Raw genomic sequence first — 21233 nt, 5'->3', positions numbered from 1 at the left:
GCAGAAGTACCGTGCAGAAGGGTCGGTGCCGAGAGATGCTGCAGGTGACGGAGGCGCGGAGGCACAGGAGCCGCACGTCACATGTCACCGGTCACCGGTTACCAACCACCGGCCACAGGGGGCGCAGGTCACCTGTCACCGGTCACAGGTCACAGGTCACCGGTCACCGGCCACCCGCCACCGGTCACCCGCCACCCGCCACCCGCCACCCGCCACAGGGGGCACAGGTCAGCGGACGCGGAACGCCTGCAGGGTGTCGGCGCCGGGGGCGCGGCTCTGTGGGGCGCCGGGCAGGCGCTCAAGGGCCGTGGCCACGGTGTCGGCGTAGATCCCCCCGCCGGTGGGGCCGGGGTGGATGCCGTCGGCGGCGAGCACGTCGACGTGCGGGGCGATGGCGCCGCTCCAGTCGGCCAGCACCACTTGGCTGCGGCGGGCGGAGAAGGTCGCGAGCTCGGTGTTGACGCCGAGGGTCCAGTCCCGCTCCGCGAACGCGTTCACCACGATCAGCTCACGGGAGGGCCCGATCACCCCCATGATTGCGGAGAGGTCGTCCGGGTCGATGGGACCGTTTGTGCCGAGACCCAACAGCACCACGGGGCGCAGGGTGCCTGCTGCCCGTTGCTCGGCGAGAAGCTTCGGAGCGGCTGCCATGCCGCGGGACACGGCCGCGTCGATCACGATTCCGGGGAACTCGGTCTGCAGCTCGACCGCGGAGGCCAGCATCACAGAGTCGCCGACGGCCGTGATGTTCGAGCCCCTGCTGGCTTCCGCCGCCTCCCCGGGGGCCTGGGCATCGGCGGCGGCCTGCTCCGCCGCGGCCTTCGCGGCCCTTTCCAACGCCTGCTGACCGCGCAACACCTCGGCCTGCGCGGTCGTGACTGTGGGCGCGGCGACCACGGATGCGACGGTGCCCGCCAGCAACAGCAGCACGCCGGCGGTCGCCATCGCCAGCACCGCCACGGGGCGGCGCCGACGACTCGCGCCGGCGGGGCCGGCCGCGGCCGCCGGCCAAGTCGCACCAGCAGGGCCGGTCGCGGCCGCCCGGCCGGTCGCACCCGCGGGGTCGGTCGGGCCGGCGTGGCCGGTCGCACTTGCGGGGGCGGTTGCGCGCGCGTGGTTGGTCGTGTCCGCCGGGCCGGTCGCTGCCGCGGGGTCGGTCGGGCCGGCGTGGTCGGCTGCAGCTGCGCCCGCCGGGCCGGTCGCGCCCGCGGAGCCAGTCGCCCCGGCGGGGTCGCCCGCCCAGAACACCCGATCGCGCACCAGCCCCACCGCGCCCCGCAGGCCGTGCCGGCGGATCGGCATCTCGAGCCAACGGTACGAGATCGCGGCGGCGGCCACGGCCAGCAGCAGCGTGAGCATGCCGGTGGCGACGACGTTTCCGCGGCCGAACGGCGCCACGAGCTGCAGCAGCACCAGCAGCGGCCAGTGCCAGAGGTACAGACCGTAGGAGCGTTCACCGAGGTAGCGGAGCGGGGCGGCGTCGAGCATCCGCCCGAACCGGCCGCCGGCCACACCCGCCCAGATCGCCACGGCGGAGGCGAGGCTCACCAGCAGGAGGCCGCCGCGGTAGGTGCCGGCGGCGTTGTCGGGCAGCCAGATCGCCGCGGCGAGCAGGCCGGCCAGGGCGCCCGCGCCCCACCAGGCTCGGGTCGCGGCCACCGCGCGGCCGGTCGCCGCCGCCGGGGTGCCGGTCGCCGCCTCGCGGAGCGACACTGCTCGCCCGAGCGGGCGCAGCAGCAGGGCCAGGGCGGCGCCGATGAGCAGACCGAAACTGTGGGTGTCCGAGCCGTAGTACACCCGGCTGGGGTCGGCGCCGGGCTGGTAGGCCACGCCCATCCACACCGCCGACGCGAGAGCGAGCGTGCCCACCAGGGCCAGTCGGAGGCCCGGCCGGCGGATCCGCACGAGGAGCAGCAACAGCAGCGGCCACAGCAGGTAGAACTGCTCCTCGACGGCCAGCGACCAGAGGTTGCGGAACAGTTCCGGTTGACCCGAGCCGAAGTAGCTGGTGTTGGCGGCGGTGGACACCCAGTTGTAGCTGAATGTCGCGGCGCCCAGCAGCTTCCAACCCAGGCCCACCAGCACGTCGCCGCCGATCAGCCAGGCGGTCGTGCAGGCCAGCAGCACCAGGGGCACCAGCGCCGGCAGCAGCCGACGGGCGCGGTGCAACCAGAATCGCCTGGGCGAGAACCGGCCGGTGCGGTCCCGTTCTGCCACGATCAGACCGGTGATGAGGAACCCGCTGATCACGAAGAAGATATCAACGCCGATGAAGCCGCCCCGGAGCACCGGCGGAAACAGGTGGTACACCACGACGAGGGTGACCGCGAGGCCGCGCAGCCCGTCCAGGCCGCTGAGCCGCCCACCGGCCGGGCCGCCGGTCGAGAGGGCTGTGGCGGGGGAGCGGGGCGCGATGCGAAGGGAACTGGTCATAGCTGTGCGGCCGGACGACGGCCCGTCCAACGATAACCCGGCCCGGCCTCTACACTGACCTCTGTGAGTTTTCCCGAGCCCGTCGACGGCACCCCTCCTGTGGTGCTGTCCGAGCTCAACCCGGATGGCGCCCTGGCGGAACCGTCCGGTTCGATGCCGGCACCCGGCTCCAGCCGCATCCGCCTGGACATCGCCTACGACGGCACCGACTTCTTCGGCTGGGCCACCCAGCCCGGTTACCGCACCGTGCAAGGCCAGATCGAGGAGGGCCTCGCCGCAATCCTCAAACGCCACCAGCCCACCCCTGCCCTCGTCGTCGCCGGCCGCACAGACTCCGGCGTGCACGCGCTGGGCCAGGTGGCCCACTTCGACCTGAACCCCGATCAGGTGGACAGCCTGGTGCGGATCAAGCGCGGCCGGGGAGTGCCCAAGCACCAGACCGACCTGGCCACGATGGTGCAGCGCCGGCTCGGCGGCATCCTGGTCACCCAGCCCGAAATCGTGATCCGCCGCGCCACCCTGGCACCGGCCGGGTTCGATGCCCGGTTCTCCGCCCTCTGGCGCCGCTACGAGTACCGCATCTCCGACACCGGGGCGCTGCGGGACCCGTTGCAGCGGTTGCGCACCACCTGGCACGGTTTCGCGTTGGACCTCGCCGCCATGCAGGAGGCCGCGGCCACCCTGATCGGGCTGCACGACTTCGCCACCTACTGCAAGCCGCGGCCCGGAGCCACGACCATCCGTACCCTGCAGTCCTTCGAGTGGCGGCGCGACCCCGACGGGGTGCTTGTGGCGACGCTACAGGCGGATGCGTTCTGCCACTCGATGGTGCGTGCCCTGGTGGGCGCCTGCGTGTCGGTGGGGGAGGGCAAACTGGTGGGCACCCGTCTGGTGGACCTCCGCATCGAACGGGCCCGCACCAGCGAGTTCAAGGTGATGCAGGCGCACGGCCTCACGCTCATGGAGGTGGGGTACCCGGAGGATGCTGGCATGGCCATCCGGGCCGCGCAGACTCGTGCCCGTCGCGAGCTGCCCGACGACGACGAGTGAAATCGCACGGATCTGCCCGCGGGAGTTGTGCGTGATTGCCCGGTGAACTAGTGTTGCTCTTTGGTGTCTTAGGCGTTGCAGCCAGGCACACGAACGTGAGCCCTCCATCGATCGTGTTCTCCTCGAGAACACACCCGGAGCGGGATTCACGAACACCTCCGTTCGAAAACAAGAAAGCAGCACAACAGTGACGCGCACTTACACCCCCAAGGCAAGCGAACTCCAGCACGACTGGGTCGTCATCGATGCCACCGATATCATTCTGGGTCGGCTCGCCAGCCACGCCGCAATTCTTCTTCGTGGCAAGCACAAGGCGACCTTTTCCCCTCACATGGATGGTGGCGACTTCGTCATCATCATCAACGCCGAGAAGATTGCCCTCACCGGCAAGAAGCTTGACCTCAAGATGGCGTACCGCCACTCCGGTTACCCGGGCGGCCTCACGGCCACGAACTACTCGGAGATGCTCGAGAAGCACCCCACCCGTGCGGTAGAAAAGGCGATTCGCGGCATGCTGCCGAAGAACTCGCTCGGCCGTGCACAGCTGCTGAAGCTCAAGGTCTACGCAGGCCCCGAGCACCCGCACGCTGCGCAGCAGCCCAAGCCGTACACCCTCAGCCAGGTCGCTCAGTAGCGTCGGCCCCAGACTTCTCGATATCTAAGAAAAAAGGATTCACACCATCGTGGCGAAGATCGCAGACCAGATTGACGCAACTCCCGAGAGCTACTCCACCGAGACTCCCGCTGAAGTTGCAACCAAGGCGCCCCGCGCCGTCCTCAACGTTCCCGGCGCAGCCGTGGGCCGTCGCAAGCAGGCCATCGCCCGCGTGCGCATCGTTCCCGGCGCCGGCAAGATCGTCGTCAACGGGCGCGAGCTCGACGACTACTTCCCGAACAAGCTCCACCAGCAGCTGATCAACGACCCGTTCAAGGTCCTCGACCTGCTCGGCAGCTACGACGTCATCGCCCGCATCACCGGTGGTGGCCCGTCCGGCCAGGCCGGCGCGCTGCGCCTCGGCATCGCCCGCTCGCTGAACCAGATCGACGAAGAGAACAACCGCGCCATCCTCAAGAAGGCCGGCTTCCTCAACCGTGACGCTCGCGTCAAGGAGCGCAAGAAGGCCGGACTCAAGAAGGCCCGTAAGGCGCCGCAGTTCTCGAAGCGCTAATCAGCTAGCCGAGTTCGAACTCAAATGGCTCGACTATTTGGCACGGACGGCGTCCGGGGCCTGGCTAACCGTGATCTCACGGCTAGCCTGGCCCTGGGCCTCGCCCAGGCGAGCGCCGTAGTGCTCACCTCAGGCCGCCGCGCAGAGGAACGACGTGCCCAAGGCCGTCGCCCCGTTGCCGTGGTCGCCCGCGACCCCCGCATTTCCGGTGAATTCATCACCTCCGCCGTTGCAGCTGGCCTGGCCAGCTCCGGCGTCGACGTGCTGGATGCCGGCGTCATTCCGACGCCCGCCGCCGCATTCCTCATCGCCGACATCGGCGCAGACTTCGGCGTGATGATCTCCGCCTCGCACAACCCGGCGCCAGACAACGGCATCAAGTTCTTCAACTTCGGCGGCACCAAGCTGCCCGATGACGTCGAGGACCGCATTGAAGCTGTGCTCGCCGAAGACAAGCTGCTCACGCCGATCGGCGGCGACGTCGGCCGGATCCGCCGCTTCGCCGACGCCGAGGACCGCTACGTCGTGCACCTGCTCGGCACCCTGCCGCACCGGCTCGACGGCATCCACGTGGTGCTCGACTGCGCCCATGGCGCGGCGGCCGGCGTGTCCCCGCAGGTCTTCACGGATGCCGGGGCCCGGGTGACCGTGATCGGCGCCGACCCCGACGGCCTCAACATCAACGACGGCGTGGGCTCCACGCACCTCGACAACCTCGCCCGCGCGGTGCTCGAACACGGCGCCGACGTGGGTATCGCCCACGACGGCGACGCCGACCGGTGCCTGGCCGTGGACCGCGACGGCAACATCGTCGACGGCGACCAGATCATGGCGATCCTGGCCGTGTCGATGGCCGAGCGTGGTGTGCTCAAGGACCGCACCCTGGTGGCGACCGTGATGAGCAACCTGGGCCTGAAGAAGGCAATGGCCGCCAACGGCATCACCATGATCGAGTCGAAGGTGGGCGACCGCTACGTGCTCGAAGAACTCGACGCGCATAAGCTCTCCCTCGGCGGTGAGCAGAGCGGGCACGTCATTATGACCAAGTTCGCCACCACCGGGGACGGCATCCTCACCGGGCTGCACATCGTGGCGGAGATGGCCCGCACCGGCAAGACCCTCGCCGAATTGGCCAGCGTCATGAAGGTGTTCCCGCAGATCCTCGTGAACGTGCGCGGCGTGGACCACCACGCCCTCGCCGGCGACGAGGTCATCGCCCAGGCGGTGCGCGACGCCGAGATCGAGTTGGGCGACACCGGCCGGGTGCTGCTGCGACCCTCGGGCACCGAGCCGATGGTGCGGGTGATGGTGGAAGCCGCCGACCAGCCCACCGCGGACCGTCTGGCGCACTCGCTGGCCGACGTCGTGAAGAACCGCCTGGCCCTGCCCGTCGCCTGAGCACACCCCGCTCGTGCGTTCGGCACGAGGGATCTCTACAAGCTCGATCGCCGGATGGGTCGCGCCCGTCTCGGACGTTGCGTTGGTCTCGGCGGTCTCGTTGGTCTCGTTGGTTTTGTTGGTCTCGTTGGTCTCGTTGGTCTTGTTGGTCTCGTTGGTCTCGTTGGTCTTGTTGGTCGAGCTCGTCGAGACCTCGTGACCGGGTCTGCGTTCGTTCCCGTCTCGTTGGTCGAGCTCCTCAATCATCGGCTCGCGAAGTAGTTGATCACGAGACTTGGATCTACCCCGGCGCTCTGTGCGATCATGCGGATGGAGCCGCTTGGGGGATCCGGACGACTCTCGCTCGCGCCCTTCCGGCGTCCGGACCGTGCAGTGGACATTCGCTTTTCCTACCGGTTTCGCGCTCCTTGACACGTAATCCCACCGAACCCTAGAATTCTAATTGAACGTCTGTTGAATTGCGAGATCGTGGTGACATTCGTCCCGTGTCCTCGCATCGAAAGGAATGTGCGATGTCGTCGTTCGGAACCCTTCGCAAGGACTGGCAACCGGGGAGACTCGGGGCGGAGCCGACCGCATACATCGGTCTTCGGGTGGTCATCTTCGGCGGCACCGGGGGTGTCGGACGGGCGATCGCCCAGACTTTGCTGGAGAAGGGCGCCCACGTGACCGTCGTCGGCAGGTCGCTCAAGGAGCCAGCGCACCCACGTCAGACATTCATCCCCGCCGATCTTTCCTCCTTGGCCACCGCGGGCGAGGTCGCCCGCGACCTACCCGTCGACGGCGTCGATGCGGTGCTCCTCACCCACGGTATTTTCGCTGGGAAGTGCCGAGACGTCACGGATGAGGGCCTGGAGAGGGATCTCGCCACGAGCGCGCTGAGCCGGTGGGTCATCGTGAATGAGCTGGCGCCTCGGCTCGACCGAGGCCACACTGCGGGGCGGCCCAAGCCGCGCATGTTCGTGTGGGGCTTTCCCGGAGGGGAACGCGCACTCGATTTCACGGACGTGCAATCCGCGCGGGATTACAGCTGGCAGACGGCCCACGGCAACACCGTTGTGTTCAACGAGGTACTCGTGAGCCACGCGGCCGCTCGGTACGGCGAGGTCGCAATGTTCGGCCTGAACCCCGGAATCATCAAGACCAACATCATGTCGGGGGTTCTCGGGGAGCGTACCTGGAAGCTCAGAGCCCAGCGCGCCCTCATCGGCGCGCTGTTCCAGAGTGCGGACGCCTACGCCGGAAAGGTGCTCCCTCTGCTGGTGCACCCAACCTTGGAGGAGCGGTCGGGAGCGCTCTTCAACCGACATGCGCAGCCGATAGAAGGTAACCCCTGGCTCAGTCTCGAAGACCACCGCGCACGTGTTGTCGAGATCGCGCGGACTCTGACCGCGCGATTCGTCACCCACGACGACCCGGGCCGTCAACTGTTCTAACTGATCAGCGACACCAAGAAGACATTCCATGCGAGCAGAGACTTCGCGGCGAGGCTGAGGACGAGGTAGGTCTTCTCTCCGAATGCATAGTTGGCCCAGGGGCCGATTTCCTTGTACTGCAACCACTGAGTGAGCCCGAAACAGAAGAAGAAGACTCCCTGGACAGCCAAGATGACGAAGATGTACTCGGGTGCGTCGGTGTACAGGGGAATGTTGAGGGCCATCGCGACCCACGGCGTGATTCCGACGAGAGAGCCGAACCAGAACGGGGCCATGGTGGTGGATGTTCGCCCGGGCGGGTTCATGCGCTCCTGCAGGTAGCCGAAGAGGATCATCGCGACGTTGGCGCCGGCGATCACGACCAGCGCGTTGATCGTCGTAACTCCCCAGTACAGTGCGATCACGAGGACCATCAATGTGGCGCTCACGGAGTATTCGGCCCACCGGAATCGGTTGATGCCGCGGCCGAGGTCGCGTTCGTAGATTCGGCGCCCGATCGTCGCTGTCAGCAAGTGGTCGATGCCGGCCAGGGCGAGGAAGGCGCCGACGACGTATCCGATCGTCACGTTGAACAAGTCCGATGTGACGAGCGCTGTTGCTCCGCCTCCCTCGCCGGATCCGGGAGCGCCGTCGATGAACGAAGCGAGAACCGGGATCGAGAAGTCGTTCGTGAGGAACAGGATGACGGCGGCGGAACCGAGGTGGATGATGGCGAGCCCGATATTCCAGCGTCGAAGACCTCGGAGACGCTCGGGAGTCACTCCTGTCGCCATCGGCGTTGTTGTACTGGTCATTGTCATTACTTCTTCTCCTTAGTGGGGATGTCTTGTTTTCCGATGATGAGCACCCAGGCGATGCCCATGAGTAAGAGGACGGCGGAGCTCACGGTGAACGCCGGCGTGAGTCCGGCGATGAGCGCTTCGGCGTTCGGGGATTGCAGACCGTTGTGGGCGATGTAGTCCATCGTGATCGAGGCGGCGAGGGTGTTGAGTGCCGCTATCCCGATCGTTCCGCCGATCTGCTGACTCGTGTTGAGGGTTGCCGCGGCGATGCCGCTGTCGTTGTTGTCGACGCCGTGAAGTGCCGATGATGAGAGCGGAACAAAAATCAGGCCGAAGCCGAGGCTCGCGATGATGATGAACGGGAGCACCGCTGACGCGTACTGGCTTGTCACGGTCAGTTGGGAGAAGGCGAACATTGCCACCGCCATCAGGATGAAGCCCGTGAAGGTGATGAATCGAGGGCCGATCCGTGGAAGCAGCCGGCTCGCGACGGTGGCGCTGACGATCACGCCGCCGGAGAATGGCAGGAAGCCGAGGCCCGTCTGCAGAGGTGTGAACGCGAGCACCAGCTGTAAGAAGTAGGAAATGAAGAGGAAGAACGACAGCCCCGCGATGCCGACGAAGAAGGCGGCCAGATAGGCGGCCCCGCGGACTCGATTCTTCACGAGGCGCAGGGGGAGCATGGGGCTTGCAGAACGCGCTTGGATGAGGACGAAAGCGACGAGCAGGCCGGCGGCCAGGGCTAGGAATCCGATGGTGGTCGCGCTTCCCCATCCCGAATTCTCGGCCTGGGTGATTCCGAACACGAGGCTGAATAGGCCAACAGTGGCCGTGATCGCGCCTGGGATGTCATACCGGGCGCGTCCTTCGTTGCGCGACTCTGTCACGAACAGCACGGCGAGGATTACAGCGACGAGTGCGATCGGCACATTGACCAGCAAGCACCAGCGCCAATCTGCGTACTCGGTGAGTAGGCCCCCCATGATCAAGCCGATCGCCGCCCCACCCCCCGCAATCGCGCCGTAGACGCCGAATGCTCGTGCGCGCTCGTGTGGGTTTGTGAACGTGACGCTGATCAGGGAGAGGGCGGCGGGCGCCAGCAGAGCGGCGAACAGGCCCTGCAGGCCGCGGGATGCGAAGAGCGTCGCGGCATTGGGCGCGAGCCCGCCCAAAGCGGATGCAAGGGCGAATCCGATGAGGCCGATGACGAACATCCGCTTGCGGCCCGAGTAGTCGGCGACGCGTCCTCCGAGCAGCAGCAGGCTGCCGAACGCGAGTGTGTATGCCGTCACGATCCATTGCCGGTCGGTGTCGGAGATCCCCAACTCGTTCTGGATTGACGGCAGGGCGATGTTCACGATCGAGCCGTCGAGCACCACCATGAGCTGCGCCAGAGCGATGACCACGAGTGCACGCCACCGAAACCGATCCGGTGAGGGCAGTGAGGAGTCGAGCCGGATTTCCTCGGGAGCGTCGGTGGTCATGAGATCGGCATCCTAATTCAATGGGTGGTGAATTTAGAGAGTAAACTAGCCTGTAACAGGTGTCAAGTAGGCCGCCGAACACGGATCGGGATGATGAAAACCACACGCGTTGGTCGACGCTCGGGCTCGAGCGAGAGCCGAGAAGACGTGCTGAGTGCTGCGCGCGCGCTCTTTGCCGAGCACGGCTACCAGCGCACGACGATTCGACTCATCGCGGAGCGGGCAGGGGTGGACCCGAGCCTCGTCATCTACTTCTTCTCGACCAAAGAGCAGCTGTTCATGGCGTGCATGCCCAAGCCCAGTGAGGATGCGTCTGACACGCCGAAGCTTCTCGCAGCGATGCCGCGGGACAAGGCGGCGCAGATGCTCGCGCAGAGGATCGTGGAATCGATCAAGTCTCCCGAGACCAGCAACATACTCGCTGTCATGCGGGCCGCCAGTTCGAAGCCGGAGTCAGTGTCGCACATCCGGAGCGTGTTTCTGAGCCGTACGCTGCTACCGATGATCACCGAACTTGGGCTCTCCCGCCCGAAGGAACGCGCTGCCCTGCTCGCTGCGGTCGTCACCGGGCTGACGTTCGTGCACGAGATGCTCGACATTGAGGCCGAATGGGGTGACCTCGACAAAGCGGCTCAGTTAGAGCTGATTTCGAGGACGATCGAGCTTGCACTGACGACTGAGCTCGACTAGCGACCGCCTCAGTCCTCCGCCAGTCGAGCCCGCGAGAATACTCTGCGAGTGGGGGTGCGGCATCAATCGATTCCGGTGGGCGGAGTACTCGGTGGCCGGCCCGTTTTGGTTCGGATCGCTCGTCGGCATCACGCCGTGGCTGGCGATGAGCCTCAACATTCCCCTCGACACCGAGAAACCGGTCTGTGACAAAAGAGTGGGCGGGCGGGAATCATCCCGCCCGCCCGCATCCGCGTCTTTGGAGTTACGGAGTTGGCATGCCGCCGTTGACGTTCAGGGTCTCGCCGATGACGTAGCTGGATTCGCCCGATGCCAGGAAGACGTAGGCCGGGGCCAGCTCGGCAGGCTGGCCGGGACGCCCCAGCGGGGTCTGCTCGCCGAACTCGGGCAGCTCCTCGGTGGGCTGGCCGCCCGCGGTCTGCAGCGGCGTCCAGATCGGTCCGGGCGCCACGGCATTGACCCGGATGCCCTTCGGCGCCAGCTGCTGACCGAGCGCCTTGGTGAACGCGTTGATGGTGGCCTTCGTGGAGGCGTAGTCGACCAGGTTCTCTGAAGGGGAGTAGGCCTGGATCGACGTGGTGTTGATGATGGTCGAGCCCGGCTTGAGGTGCGGCAGGGCCGCCTTGGTCAGCCAGAACATCGCGTACACGTTGGTCTTGAAGGTTTCGTCGAACTGCTCGTCGGTGAGTTCCAGCAGATCCTCCACATGCTGCTGCTTGCCGGCGTTGTTCACCAGGATGTCCAGGCCGCCGAGTCCAGCCACGGTATCGGAGATGATCTTCCGGCAGAACGCCGCGTCGGTGAGGTCACCGGGCAGGGCAACGGCGGTGCGGCCGGCTTCTTCGATGAGGGTGACGATCTTCTGTGCGTCCTCCTCTTCTTCGGGGAGGTAAGAGATGGCAACATCCGCTCCCTCGCGGGCGAACGCGATGGCCACGGCGGCACCGATGCCGGAGTCGCCACCGGTGACGAGGGCCTTGCGGCCGGTCAAACGACCGGTCCCCCGGTAGGAGGTCTCGCCGCGGTCGGCGGTTTCGTTCAACTGGGCATCCAACCCCGAGCCTTTCTGGGACTGCAAGGTGGTGTCGATGTGAGCATATTTTTTGGACGGGTCTTCGAAGGTGTACTGGTCAGCGGACAATTTTGTACCTCTCATCGGTCGTCGGCGTGCGCTGGACGCGGGCCGAAACGCACCGAACAATCGTAGAACCGTTATTCTGAATGCTCGCTGAGCGAATTCTTACCGGCCGGTGACGGGGCCCTGTGTCGGCCGGCCGGGTTGGTGCGGACCGGTGAGTAGGTAGCGAACGTGTGGCCGGAGCGGCGATGCGGGGGAGAGCCGGGGATGCTCGAACTCCCCGGCTGGCCGCATCCCCAGCCGCTCCATCACCCGGCGTGAACGGATGTTGAGAACGGCGGTGATCGAGTTCACCTCGGCCAGCGCCAGTTCGGTGAACGCCCACGAGAGAGCGGCCGCGGCGGCCTCGGTCGCGAAACCCCGCCCCCAGGCTGCGCGCGCCAGCCGCCAGCCCACCTCGACCCCGTCGGACCCCGGGATGCCCTCGAGCATGGGCGCGAGCCCGGTGAAGCCGATGAACTCGCCGGTGTCTCCACGTTCGAGCGCCCACAACCCGAAGCCGTGCACGTCGAAGAGCGCATCGGCGCGGGCGGCGAGGTCGTCGCTCTGCTCGCGGGTCAGCGAGGCTGGAAAGAACCGCATCACCTCGGAATCCGCGTTGAGAACGGCGAACGGCTTGCGGTCGCTTTCGAGCCAGCGCCGCAGCACCAGCCTCTCGGTGCGCACTTCGAAGTCCATCGTTCCACCGTAATCCGGTGTCGGGTCCACCGCGCCTGCGCTGCCGCTCTGGGCACCGCACCCGCCGGGCCGAACCGGGCTACTTGCCTCGTTTGTGCTGGTCATCCACCAGTACCGCCACGGTACGTGCAGGCACCGTCACCGTGCCCGTCGCCGTGTCCCAGGTCGTGGTCTTGACCACGGCATCCGCACCCGTGGCCTGGATTCGGCTGAGCACGAATGTCGTGCCGGCCAGGTCGGCCAGACGGATCGTCTGGGGCTCGGGACTGGCGTTGAACACGGTGAGCAGGCCGTCCAGCTTACGGTCGACGTCCTTTCCGACGGTGTCGTCGATATGCATTACAACGACACCCGGGACGCCGTTCGGCCCGCTAGCCGGGAAGGTCAGCTTCTGGTTGATCAACGTGGCGTTACCGAGCCGGAACAGCTTCGTGGACTGCTTGAGCCGGAGCAGGTCCTGCGCCTGGTTTGACGCGGCAGCCATGTCTGCCGGCGTGGGCACCAACGCCGGGTCCTCCAGCAACGGGCGCTGGATGGCCCACTTGTCTTCGTTGGAGCCCGCCGACGGCAGCCCCACCCCGAAGTTGTTCGTCTGGCCGGTCCAGTCGATGCGGTTGAACCAGTCGCCGGCGTTGTAGCTGTCCCGGTCGAGCGACTTGGAGCGCAGCAGGTCGGTGCCGGCGTGCCAGAGCGACGGGGCCTGGGACAGGGTCGCGGTGGCCAGGGACAGGGTGTTCATCCGCACCCGGTCGGTCATCGCCGAGTCGGCCGGCATCTTGAGGGCGAGCAGGTCGAAGAGCGTCTCGTTGTCGTGCGCGTCGACGTAGTTGATCACCTCGGCCGGCTGGTCGGCGTAGCCGGCTGGCGACCCGTTGTAGTCCAGCTCGTCACCGCGCTTGACGCTGCCGTCGGCGGTCAAGAAGCTGAAGTCGCTCAGATTCGCGGCCAGGCCGAGTCGCACCAGGTCGCTGGCCTGGGCCAGCTTCGCCAGCGCCTGCTCGGGGGTGCCGTTGATGGCCGCACCGTTGGGATCGGTGCCCAGGCCGGTGCCGAAACCTTGCTGCTGCACGGTGCCGCCATCGACGGGGCTTCCGCCGTGCACGGCGTCACGCAGCCTGTCGTTGAAGGTGCCGATGCCGGTGCCGCCGAGCTGACCCTGCGTCGCCTGCTCGAAAAGAGCGTTGTCGGCAACCTCGCCGAAGTTCCAGCCCTCGCCGTAGAGGTAGACGGCCTTGCCGTCTACGCCGTCCTCCTTCTCGGTCAGCTTGTCGAGGGCCGCCCGCACCTCGAGCAGGTTCGCCGTGGAGTGGTGACCCATGAGGTCGAACCGGAACCCGTCGACCTTGTATTCGCGGGCCCAGAGCACGACGGAGTCGACCATCAGCCGCTCGGCCATCTGGTGTTCGGTGGCCACGTTCTGGCAGCAGGTGGATGTTTCCACCGCGCCGAGCGGGTTCAGCCGGTGGTAGTAGCCGGGTACGACCCGATCGAGCACCGAGGTGGCGGCCTGCCCGCTGGCGTTGGTGTGGTTGAAGACCTTGTCGAGAACGACCTGGAGGCCGTCGTCGTGCAGGGCACCCACCATGTCGCGGAACTCCGCCACCCGGGCGCCGCCGCGCGGGTTCACCGCGTAGGACCCCTCGGATGCCTGGAAGTGCAGCGGGTCATATCCCCAGTTGAAGCCGTCGGCGGCAGCGGTGGCCTGCACACAGGCCTGCTGCTCCGGCGAGGCCGGACCGAACGATTCGAGATCACACGCCGGCACGGCCTGCTTGGCGCGGTCCTCCTCGATCGTGGCGATGTCGAACGTCGGCAGCAGGTGCACGGTGTTCAGCCCCGCATCCGCCAGCGCGGCCAGGTGCTTGGTGCCGGCGCTGTCCACGCCGAACGCGCCGTAGGTGCCGCGGAGCGGTTCCGGCACGGTCTCGTCGGAGATCGAGAAGTCCCGAACGTGCAGTTCGTAGATGGACCGGTCGACGGGGTTGTCGATGATGGGAGCCTTGGTCTTCTCCCACGTCTTGGGCCGGAAGTCCTTGTTCGCCAGGTCGACGAACACCGAACGGGTGGAGTTGGTCGTCAGCGCCACCGAGTACGGGTCGGTGACCTGGTTCACCTCGATGGTGCCAGTGCTGGGTGCGAACACCGTGACCTCGAACACGAAGGATGCGTCGGTCCAGCCCTTGGCGCCGGTCGCCGACCAAGTGCCGTCCTTCTGCCGCTTCAGGGCGACCCGCTCGGGCTCGCCGGCGTCGCCGGCGGTCCAGACGAGCAGGTCCACCTTCTGCGCCGTCGGCGCCCAGACCGACACCGTCGGTCGTTTCTTCGACCAGGTGACGCCGAGCGCCTGGGAGGCCGCGGCGTCCGCGAAGAGGTCGTCGAGCACGCCGGGCAACTGCACCCCGGTGAGGGCGGTGAGCACACCGTCCGCGCCGGCCTGGCTGACCTGCAACTGGGTTGTGAGCAGGCGCTCGACCGCGGCGCGGTCCGTGTCGGCGGGTCGGAGTGCGACGGAGTCCGCCAGAGCGGGGAACGCCTTCTTCTGCGCGTCGGTCAGCCCGGCCTTGTCGTAGCCGAGTTCCACGGTGTCGCCACCGGTCACGGCTCCGTCTGCAACGGTCAGCGACGCGCCAGCCGAGGAGTGCAGGGCGTAGGCCAAGTCGGCCGGGTCGGCGTTGACCGGCAGCAGATCGCGTGGCCAGGCCAGCGTCTTCTCGTCGATCCAATGGGCGCGCTGCTGCCCGGTGCCGGCCAGCGGCTGGATGGCGGACTCAACGGTGAGCACGTGGCTGGCCAGGTCGTAGCTGAACACTGTCGCTTCTCCGTCGGTCACGCTGAAGCCGATGTTGGCGCCGTTGGGCGCCCCATCCGCGCCGTAGTTCTCGTCCCAACCGAGGTTGTGAGCCACCTTGCCTTCGTAGCTGCCGGTGGGCAGGGTGCTCGTGCTCCAGGTGAGGATGCCGTCGCCGTCGATGTCCTGCAGCCAGGTGGCGAGGCAGTCGGGTTTCCAATCCGCTGGGCATCCGGCCTCCTCCTGGAAGGAACCGGCGGCGACCACCATCGGTCCCTGCGCGGTGTTCTGGAAGAAGTTGTTGCGCGGGTCGAAGTAGAACGTCACGGGTCCGCCGGGGGCGGTGAAGGAGACGTTCGAGCCGTTCGGCACTCCGCCGGCCCCGTAGTTGACATCCCAGGAGCCGTTGATCGCGATCTTGTATTCGTAGGTTCCGGCCGGCAGGTCGAAGGTGCCGGCGTAAATGCCGTCGGCACGCTGGGTGAGCTTGGCGGCTTCACAGCCGGGCTGCCAGTCGCCCGCGCAGCCGATCTCCGAGTCCAGGTCGCCGGCCACCGTGACCAGCTCGAGGGCGGGGGTGGGGGTGCTGGCTTCGGTGAGGGCAACTGTGTTGCCGACGGATGCGTAGGTGGAGGCTGCGGCGCGCTGGCCGGCGGCATCCGTGGTCACCGCGCGGTACTCCACCAGGGTGCCCGTGGCCAGGCCCATCGTGTCGTGGAAGACCCGGGGTGTGGTGTCTTCTGCGGTACCGAGGGGGGTCCAGTCTGGGGAGCCGACCACGCGCCAGGCGAAGCCGGTTTCGGCCCAGGTGCCCTCGTCGACGGTCGCGCCAACGGGTGAGACCCCGGAGACGCCGGCGCCGGCCGTCGGGGCGGCGACCGTGATCGCGGTGGCTGCGGTGGGCGCCGTGACCGTGCGGTCGGCGACAAGAACGACCGACCCGAGCGCGGGAACGGTCACCTCGAGGTCACCTGTGGCGGTGGCGGTCGCGGCGGTTCCGGCGCCGTAGAGCACCGAGAAGGCTGCACCATCAGTGAGGGTGGGCACGGTGACGGTCTTGGCGTCGGCCGAGTTGTTGACGGCGACGAGGTGCTCGACCTTTTCGGTGCGATCCACCCGGCTGAAGGCGTACACGCCGGCGCCGGTGTCGGTGTAGCGCTCGATCTGGGAACCGGTGGCCAGGGCTGGGTGCTCGGCGCGGAGCGCGGACAGCGCGCTGATGTGGGTGTACAGCGGACCATCCACGCCGAACCTGTCAACCGAACCCGCTGTCTCTCCCGTGATCAACGGCTGGTCGGTGTAATCGCTGACCTGGCTGGCGAAGAGGGACTGGCGGGCGTCCTTGTCGCCGCCGGAGCCGGCGAAGCCCTGCTCGTCGCCGTAATACACGACCGGCTGGCCGCGGGTGAGGTACATCAGCTCGTGGGCGAGCTTGTCGCGCTGCACCGGCGAATCGGAGTTCTTCAGGAACGAGCCGATGCGACCCATGTCGTGGTTGCCGAGGAAGGTGGGCAGGGCGTAGGCGTTGGAGTCGGGGGTGGTGTACCGGTCGTCGCTGGCGTACAGCTGGCTGAGGCCCTTGGCCGAGTTGCCGGCCGCGAAGCTGGTGGCCTGCGACTGGAATCCGAAGTCGAGCACCGAGCTGAGGTCGGTGTCGCGCACGTATGGGGAGGTCTTGGCGGCATCCGCGTCGTAGACCTCGCCGAACATGAAGAAGTCCGGCTTGCCCTGGGCGTGTGCGTAGTCCCGCACCGCGGTGGACCAGGTCTGCCAGAACTCGAGGTTGACGTGCTTGACGGTGTCGATGCGGAACCCGTCGATGCCGAGGTCGACCCAGGTCTTGTAGACGTCGATGAAGCCGTTGACGACGGCGGGGTCTTCGGTCATCAGGTCGTCCAGGCCGGAGAAGTCACCGTCCAGGGCGCTCTCTCCCTCGAAGGTCGAGTCGCCGCGGTTGTGGTACTTGGTGGGGTCGTTCAGCCAGGCGGGGACCTTGCGATCGGCGTTGGCCGGGGTCACGGTCGGCGTGTACGGAAAGGAGGTGGTGTCCAGCTCGGGGAATTCATCCGTACCGGCGTAGTCGGCGGGATCGAAGGCGTCCCCGGCGGCAGTCGTGTACGGGGACGCGGCCTTGTCGATGTAGCTGTAGGTCTTCTCCGCGTTGTCGATCAGGTCGGCGGTGTGGTTGGTGATGATGTCGAAATAGACCTTGATGCCGCGGGCGTGCGCGTCGGCGATGAGCGCCTCGAGTTCGGCGTTGGTGCCCAAGTGCGGATCGATGCGGGTGAAGTCGCTGATCCAGTAGCCGTGGTAGCCGGCCGAGGCGTTGTCTCCCTCGCCCTGCACTGGGTTGTTCATGAACGAGGGCGTGAGCCAGAGGGCGGAGGTGCCGAGCCCCTCGATGTAGTCGAGGGAGGAGCGGAGACCCGCCAGGTCGCCGCCGTTGTAGAAGCCCTTGTCGGTCGGGTCGAAGCCGGAGACCATCGGGTCGGAACCGAGGCCGGCGGTGTTGTTGGTCGGGTCGCCGTCCTTGAACCGGTCGGTCATCACGAAGTAGAACTGCTCGTCGCTGCCGGGCTGGCGGATCGGCTCCGTCGCCAGCGACGCGTCCGCCTCCGAGTATGGTCCGGCGAGGGACAGCGCTTCCAAACCGACCCGCTTCTTGGCGAGGTCGAAGCTGAACCGCAGGGTGCTTTCGCCCGCGATGGTCACGGGGATGTTGTCGGCTCCGCCGTCCAGGCCGTAGGTGACATCCCAGCTGTCGTCGAGGGCCACCTTGTAGTCGTAGCTGCCGGCGGGGAGGGTGAACTCTGCCGCCCAGACCCCCTCGGTGCCGGTCGGGACCAGTTCGGTCGCCGCGCAGGCCGGTGCCCAGTCTTCGCCGCAGCCGAGTTCGGTTTGCAGGCTGCCCACGAGGGCGACGGTCGGAGTGGCCGCTGCCGCTGCAACGGGTGCGAAGACGAGCCCGGATGCGAGAATCGCCCCCGATCCGATCGTGGCCAGTAGTCGGCGTGCGGCGATTCTCTTAGTCAGCATTGACTTCCCCCGTTGGGCGCCGGACGGCGCAATAAACACAACGGTCAGAGGCTACCCCCGTGCGGGGGCGTAGTGCAAGCGTTTGCAATGAGTATCCCGGTCCCACGTTGATCGAGCTCGTCCCACGTTGATCGAGCTCGTCGAGATCCCGTGCGCCGGCCTGAGTATCCCGGTCCCACGTTGATCGAGCTCGTCGAGATCCCGTGCGTCGGCCTGAGTATCCCGGTCCCGCGTTGATCGAGCTCGTCGAGATCCCGTGCGCAGGCCGCCGGTCAGACCTTGCGCAGCAGCACCTTGTCGACGGTGTGGTCGGAGGCCTTACGCAGGACCAGAGTGGCCCGCGACCGGGTGGGGCGGATGTTCTGCAGCAGGTTGGGCTCGTTGATGGTGCCCCAGATGGTGCGGGCGCGGGCCCGGGCCTCGTCTTCGCTGAGGGAGGCGAAACGGTGGAAGAACGACTTCGGGTTGGTGAACGCGCCGCGCTGCAGGCGCAGGAACCGCTCCTCGTACCAGCGCGAGATGTCGGCGGTGCGCGCATCCACGTAGATGGTGAAGTCGAACAGGTCGCTCACCGCGAGGCCGTGGCCGGGCGCGGGAGGCTGCAGCACGTTCAGACCCTCGACGATGAGGATGTCCGGCTGACGCACGACGACCTGCGCGTCTGGCACGATGTCGTAGTTCAGGTGCGAGTAGAACGGGGCGCGCACCTCGGCGGCGCCGCTCTTGATGGCGCTGACGAAGCGCAGCAGTGCCCGCCGGTCGTAGGCCTCCGGGAAACCCTTGCGCTCCATCAGGCCGCGGCGGGCCAGTTCGGCGTTGGGAAAGAGGAAGCCGTCGGTGGTGACCAGTTCCACCCGGGGGGTGTCTTCCCAGCGGGCCAGCAGCTCCCGCAGCAGCCGGGCGATGGTGGACTTGCCCACGGCGACGGAGCCGGCCACGCCGATCACGAACGGGGTGCGCTGGGCGCGTTCGCCCAGGAAGTCGCTGGTGTCGCGGTGCAACTTGCGGGCCCCCGCGGCATACAGGTTGAGCAGCCTGCTCAGCGGCAGGTAGACATCCGACACCTCGTTGATGTCGAGCGGCTCGCCCAGGCCGCGCAGCTGCACCACTTCGGTCTCCCGCAACGGCAGCCGGGTGGAGGGTGCAAGCGATGCCCACACAGCACGGTCGAGCTCCACGAAGGGGGTGCTGTGACCGTTGTTACTGGGGCTCACCACCGGCTCGGACATCGACCCAAGCATAGTGCGACTAAAATCAGGGCCATGTGCGGAATCGTGGGATATGTCGGAGATAACAAAAGCGTCGAGGTCCTCATGGGAGGGTTGCGTCGACTTGAGTACCGGGGCTACGACTCTGCGGGAATCGCGGTGATCGACGATGCCGGTGTGCTCAACACCGCCAAGCGCGCCGGCAAGCTCGCCGTGCTCGCCGCCGAGCTCGAGGCGCACCCGATCAACAACGGGCGCACCGGCATCGGACACACCCGGTGGGCCACCCACGGTGGTCCCACCGACCAGAACGCGCACCCGCACCTGGGCGACAACGGCAAGCTCGCCCTGATCCACAACGGCATCATCGAGAACTTCTCGCCGCTGAAGGACGAGCTCCTCGCGGAGGGCTACGTCTTCGAGAGCGAAACCGACACCGAGGTGGCCGCGGTGCTGCTCGGCCGCGAATACCAGCGCCTCGGCGACCTTGGTGAAGCGTTCCGCACCGTCGTCGCGCGCCTGGACGGCGCGTTCACGCTGCTCGCCGTGCACCAGGACCAGCCCGGCGTCGTCGTCGGCGCCCGCCGCAACTCTCCGCTGGTGATCGGCCTGGGCGACGGCGAGAACTTCCTCGGCTCCGACGTTGCCGCGTTCGTGGAGTACACCCGCCGGGCCGTCGCGATCGGCCAGGACCAGATCGTGACCATCACGCCGGACCTCGTCACCGTCACCGACTTCTTCGGCGCTCCCGTCGAGGTCGAAGAATTCGACATCGCCTGGGACGCCTCCGCCAGTGAAAAGGGCGGCTGGTCCAGCTTCATGGCCAAGGAGATCTCCGAGCAGCCGGATGCCGTCACCAACACCCTGCGCGGCCGCATCCACGACGGCCAGGCCGTGGTGCCCGAACTCGAGGCCTTCGGCGACGACGTGCTCGCCGACATCCGCCGCATCGTGATCGTGGCTTGCGGTACCGCCGCCTACGCCGGTCAGACCGCCAAGTACGCCATCGAGAAGTGGGCCAAGGTGCCCGTGGATGTCGAACTCAGCCACGAGTTCCGCTACCGCGACCCGGTGCTCACCGCGGATACCTTGGTGATCTCGATCAGCCAGTCCGGCGAGACCATGGACACCCTGATGGCCGTGAAGTACGCCCGCGAGGCCGGCGCCAAGGCCATCTCGATCTGCAACACCCAGGGCGCCACCATCCCACGCGAATCCGACGCCGTGATCTACACCCACGCCGGCCCCGAGGTCGCCGTCGCATCGACGAAGGGCTTCACCGGCCAGATCGCCGCGCTGTACCTCTTCGCGCTGCACCTGGCCCGGGTGCGGGGCACCCTGTCGCTGGACGAACTGGCCGAGCAGGTTGTCGAACTGCAGGCCATCCCGGAGAAGATCGCCACCACCCTGCTGCAGGGCGACGCCGTGCGACAGCTCGCGGTATGGATGACCGACTCGCGCGCCGTGCTCTTCCTCGGCCGCCACGTCGGCTTCCCGATCGCGCTCGAGGGTGCGCTCAAGCTCAAGGAACTCGCCTACATCCACGCCGAGGGCTTCGCCGCGGGCGAGCTCAAGCACGGCCCGATCGCGCTGATCGAGCCCGGCCAGCCGGTCTTCGTCGTGGTGCCGAGCCCGCGCGGCTCCGCGCACCTGCACCCCAAGGTGGTCTCCAACATCCAGGAGATCCGCGCCCGCGGCGCCCGCATCATCGCGATCGCCGAGCAGGGCGACGCGGCGGTGCTGCCGTTCGCCGACACCGTGTTCCACATCCCGCTCGCCGGGCCCCTGTTCGAGCCGCTGCTCGCCGTGGTGCCGCTGCAGATGTTCGCCATCGAGCTGGCCACCGCCAAGGGCCTCGACGTCGACCAGCCGCGCAACCTGGCGAAGTCCGTCACGGTCGAATAACCCGGCCGCAGACGAATCAGGCCACGGATGCCCAGGGC

14 protein-coding genes are annotated in these 21233 nt (G+C 67.3%); 7 read left to right on the top strand and 7 right to left on the bottom strand.

Annotated features, from left to right (window positions below; translation table 11 throughout):
- Nucleotides 1-228 precede the first annotated feature (228 nt).
- Nucleotides 229-2433 carry an acyltransferase family protein gene (locus tag BJQ95_RS15385; protein ID WP_130175905.1) on the bottom strand — a complete coding sequence of 735 codons (2205 nt, stop codon included), beginning with the start codon at nt 2431-2433 and terminating at the stop codon, nt 229-231.
- A gap of 153 nt (nt 2434-2586) precedes the next feature.
- On the opposite strand from BJQ95_RS15385, the gene truA reads away from it, so the two are divergent.
- The 5 genes from truA (at nt 2587) to BJQ95_RS15360 (ending at nt 7486) form a co-directional block, all read left to right on the top strand.
- Nucleotides 2587-3483 carry a tRNA pseudouridine(38-40) synthase TruA gene (gene truA / locus BJQ95_RS15380; protein ID WP_130175907.1) on the top strand — a complete coding sequence of 299 codons (897 nt, stop codon included), beginning with the start codon at nt 2587-2589 and terminating at the stop codon, nt 3481-3483.
- Between the two features lie 187 nt (nt 3484-3670).
- Nucleotides 3671-4117, top strand: coding sequence for a 50S ribosomal protein L13 (rplM, locus tag BJQ95_RS15375; RefSeq protein ID WP_110128290.1), 447 nt, complete (start codon nt 3671-3673; stop codon nt 4115-4117).
- Between the two features lie 49 nt (nt 4118-4166).
- Nucleotides 4167-4652 (top strand): 30S ribosomal protein S9, encoded by a 486-nt coding sequence (gene rpsI / locus BJQ95_RS15370; RefSeq protein ID WP_130175904.1) that lies wholly within the window; start codon nt 4167-4169, stop codon nt 4650-4652.
- A gap of 24 nt (nt 4653-4676) precedes the next feature.
- Nucleotides 4677-6050, top strand: coding sequence for a phosphoglucosamine mutase (gene glmM, locus BJQ95_RS15365; protein ID WP_130175903.1), 1374 nt, complete (start codon nt 4677-4679; stop codon nt 6048-6050).
- Nucleotides 6051-6562: 512 nt separating this feature from the next.
- Entirely contained in the window at nt 6563-7486 is a 924-nt protein-coding gene (locus BJQ95_RS15360) for an SDR family NAD(P)-dependent oxidoreductase (protein ID WP_130175901.1), read from the top strand.
- On the opposite strand, the gene heR is transcribed toward BJQ95_RS15360, so the two are convergent.
- Entirely contained in the window at nt 7483-8280 is a 798-nt protein-coding gene (gene heR, locus BJQ95_RS15355) for a heliorhodopsin HeR (protein WP_256041413.1), read from the bottom strand. The genes BJQ95_RS15360 and heR overlap by 4 nt on opposite strands.
- Nucleotides 8281-8285: 5 nt before the next feature.
- Nucleotides 8286-9752: an MFS transporter gene (locus tag BJQ95_RS15350; protein ID WP_130175900.1), complete on the bottom strand. Its 1467-nt coding sequence runs from the start codon at nt 9750-9752 to the stop codon at nt 8286-8288.
- A gap of 90 nt (nt 9753-9842) precedes the next feature.
- On the opposite strand from BJQ95_RS15350, the gene BJQ95_RS15345 reads away from it, so the two are divergent.
- Nucleotides 9843-10442 carry a TetR/AcrR family transcriptional regulator gene (locus BJQ95_RS15345; RefSeq protein ID WP_130175899.1) on the top strand — a complete coding sequence of 200 codons (600 nt, stop codon included), beginning with the start codon at nt 9843-9845 and terminating at the stop codon, nt 10440-10442.
- A gap of 244 nt (nt 10443-10686) precedes the next feature.
- On the opposite strand, the gene BJQ95_RS15340 is transcribed toward BJQ95_RS15345, so the two are convergent.
- From BJQ95_RS15340 to coaA, 4 genes are all read right to left on the bottom strand, one after another.
- The gene (locus BJQ95_RS15340) at nt 10687-11598 is read right to left on the bottom strand and encodes an SDR family oxidoreductase (RefSeq protein ID WP_130175898.1); all 912 of its coding nucleotides are present in this window, start codon (nt 11596-11598) and stop codon (nt 10687-10689) included.
- Nucleotides 11599-11682: 84 nt separating this feature from the next.
- Entirely contained in the window at nt 11683-12258 is a 576-nt protein-coding gene (locus BJQ95_RS15335) for a GNAT family N-acetyltransferase (RefSeq protein WP_130175897.1), read from the bottom strand.
- 79 nt (nt 12259-12337) lie between these two features.
- Nucleotides 12338-18082, bottom strand: coding sequence for a pullulanase-type alpha-1,6-glucosidase (gene pulA, locus BJQ95_RS15330; protein ID WP_130175896.1), 5745 nt, complete (start codon nt 18080-18082; stop codon nt 12338-12340).
- A 272-nt stretch (nt 18083-18354) separates the two neighbouring features.
- Complete coding sequence (coaA, locus tag BJQ95_RS15325) at nt 18355-19311, bottom strand: type I pantothenate kinase (protein WP_130175895.1); 957 nt, start codon at nt 19309-19311, stop codon at nt 18355-18357.
- Nucleotides 19312-19344: 33 nt separating this feature from the next.
- Between coaA and glmS the strand changes: the two genes are divergently transcribed.
- Nucleotides 19345-21195, top strand: a complete 1851-nt coding sequence (glmS, locus tag BJQ95_RS15320; RefSeq protein WP_130175894.1) for a glutamine--fructose-6-phosphate transaminase (isomerizing) — start codon at nt 19345-19347, stop codon at nt 21193-21195.
- The last annotated feature ends 38 nt before the right edge of the window (nt 21196-21233 follow it).

It is taken from the genome of Cryobacterium sp. SO1 (genome assembly GCF_004210215.2).
Classification (GTDB): Bacteria; Actinomycetota; Actinomycetes; order Actinomycetales; family Microbacteriaceae; genus Cryobacterium.
The sequence above is the reverse complement of the archived record's forward strand: the minus strand, read 5'-3'. Positions and strand labels throughout refer to the sequence as shown.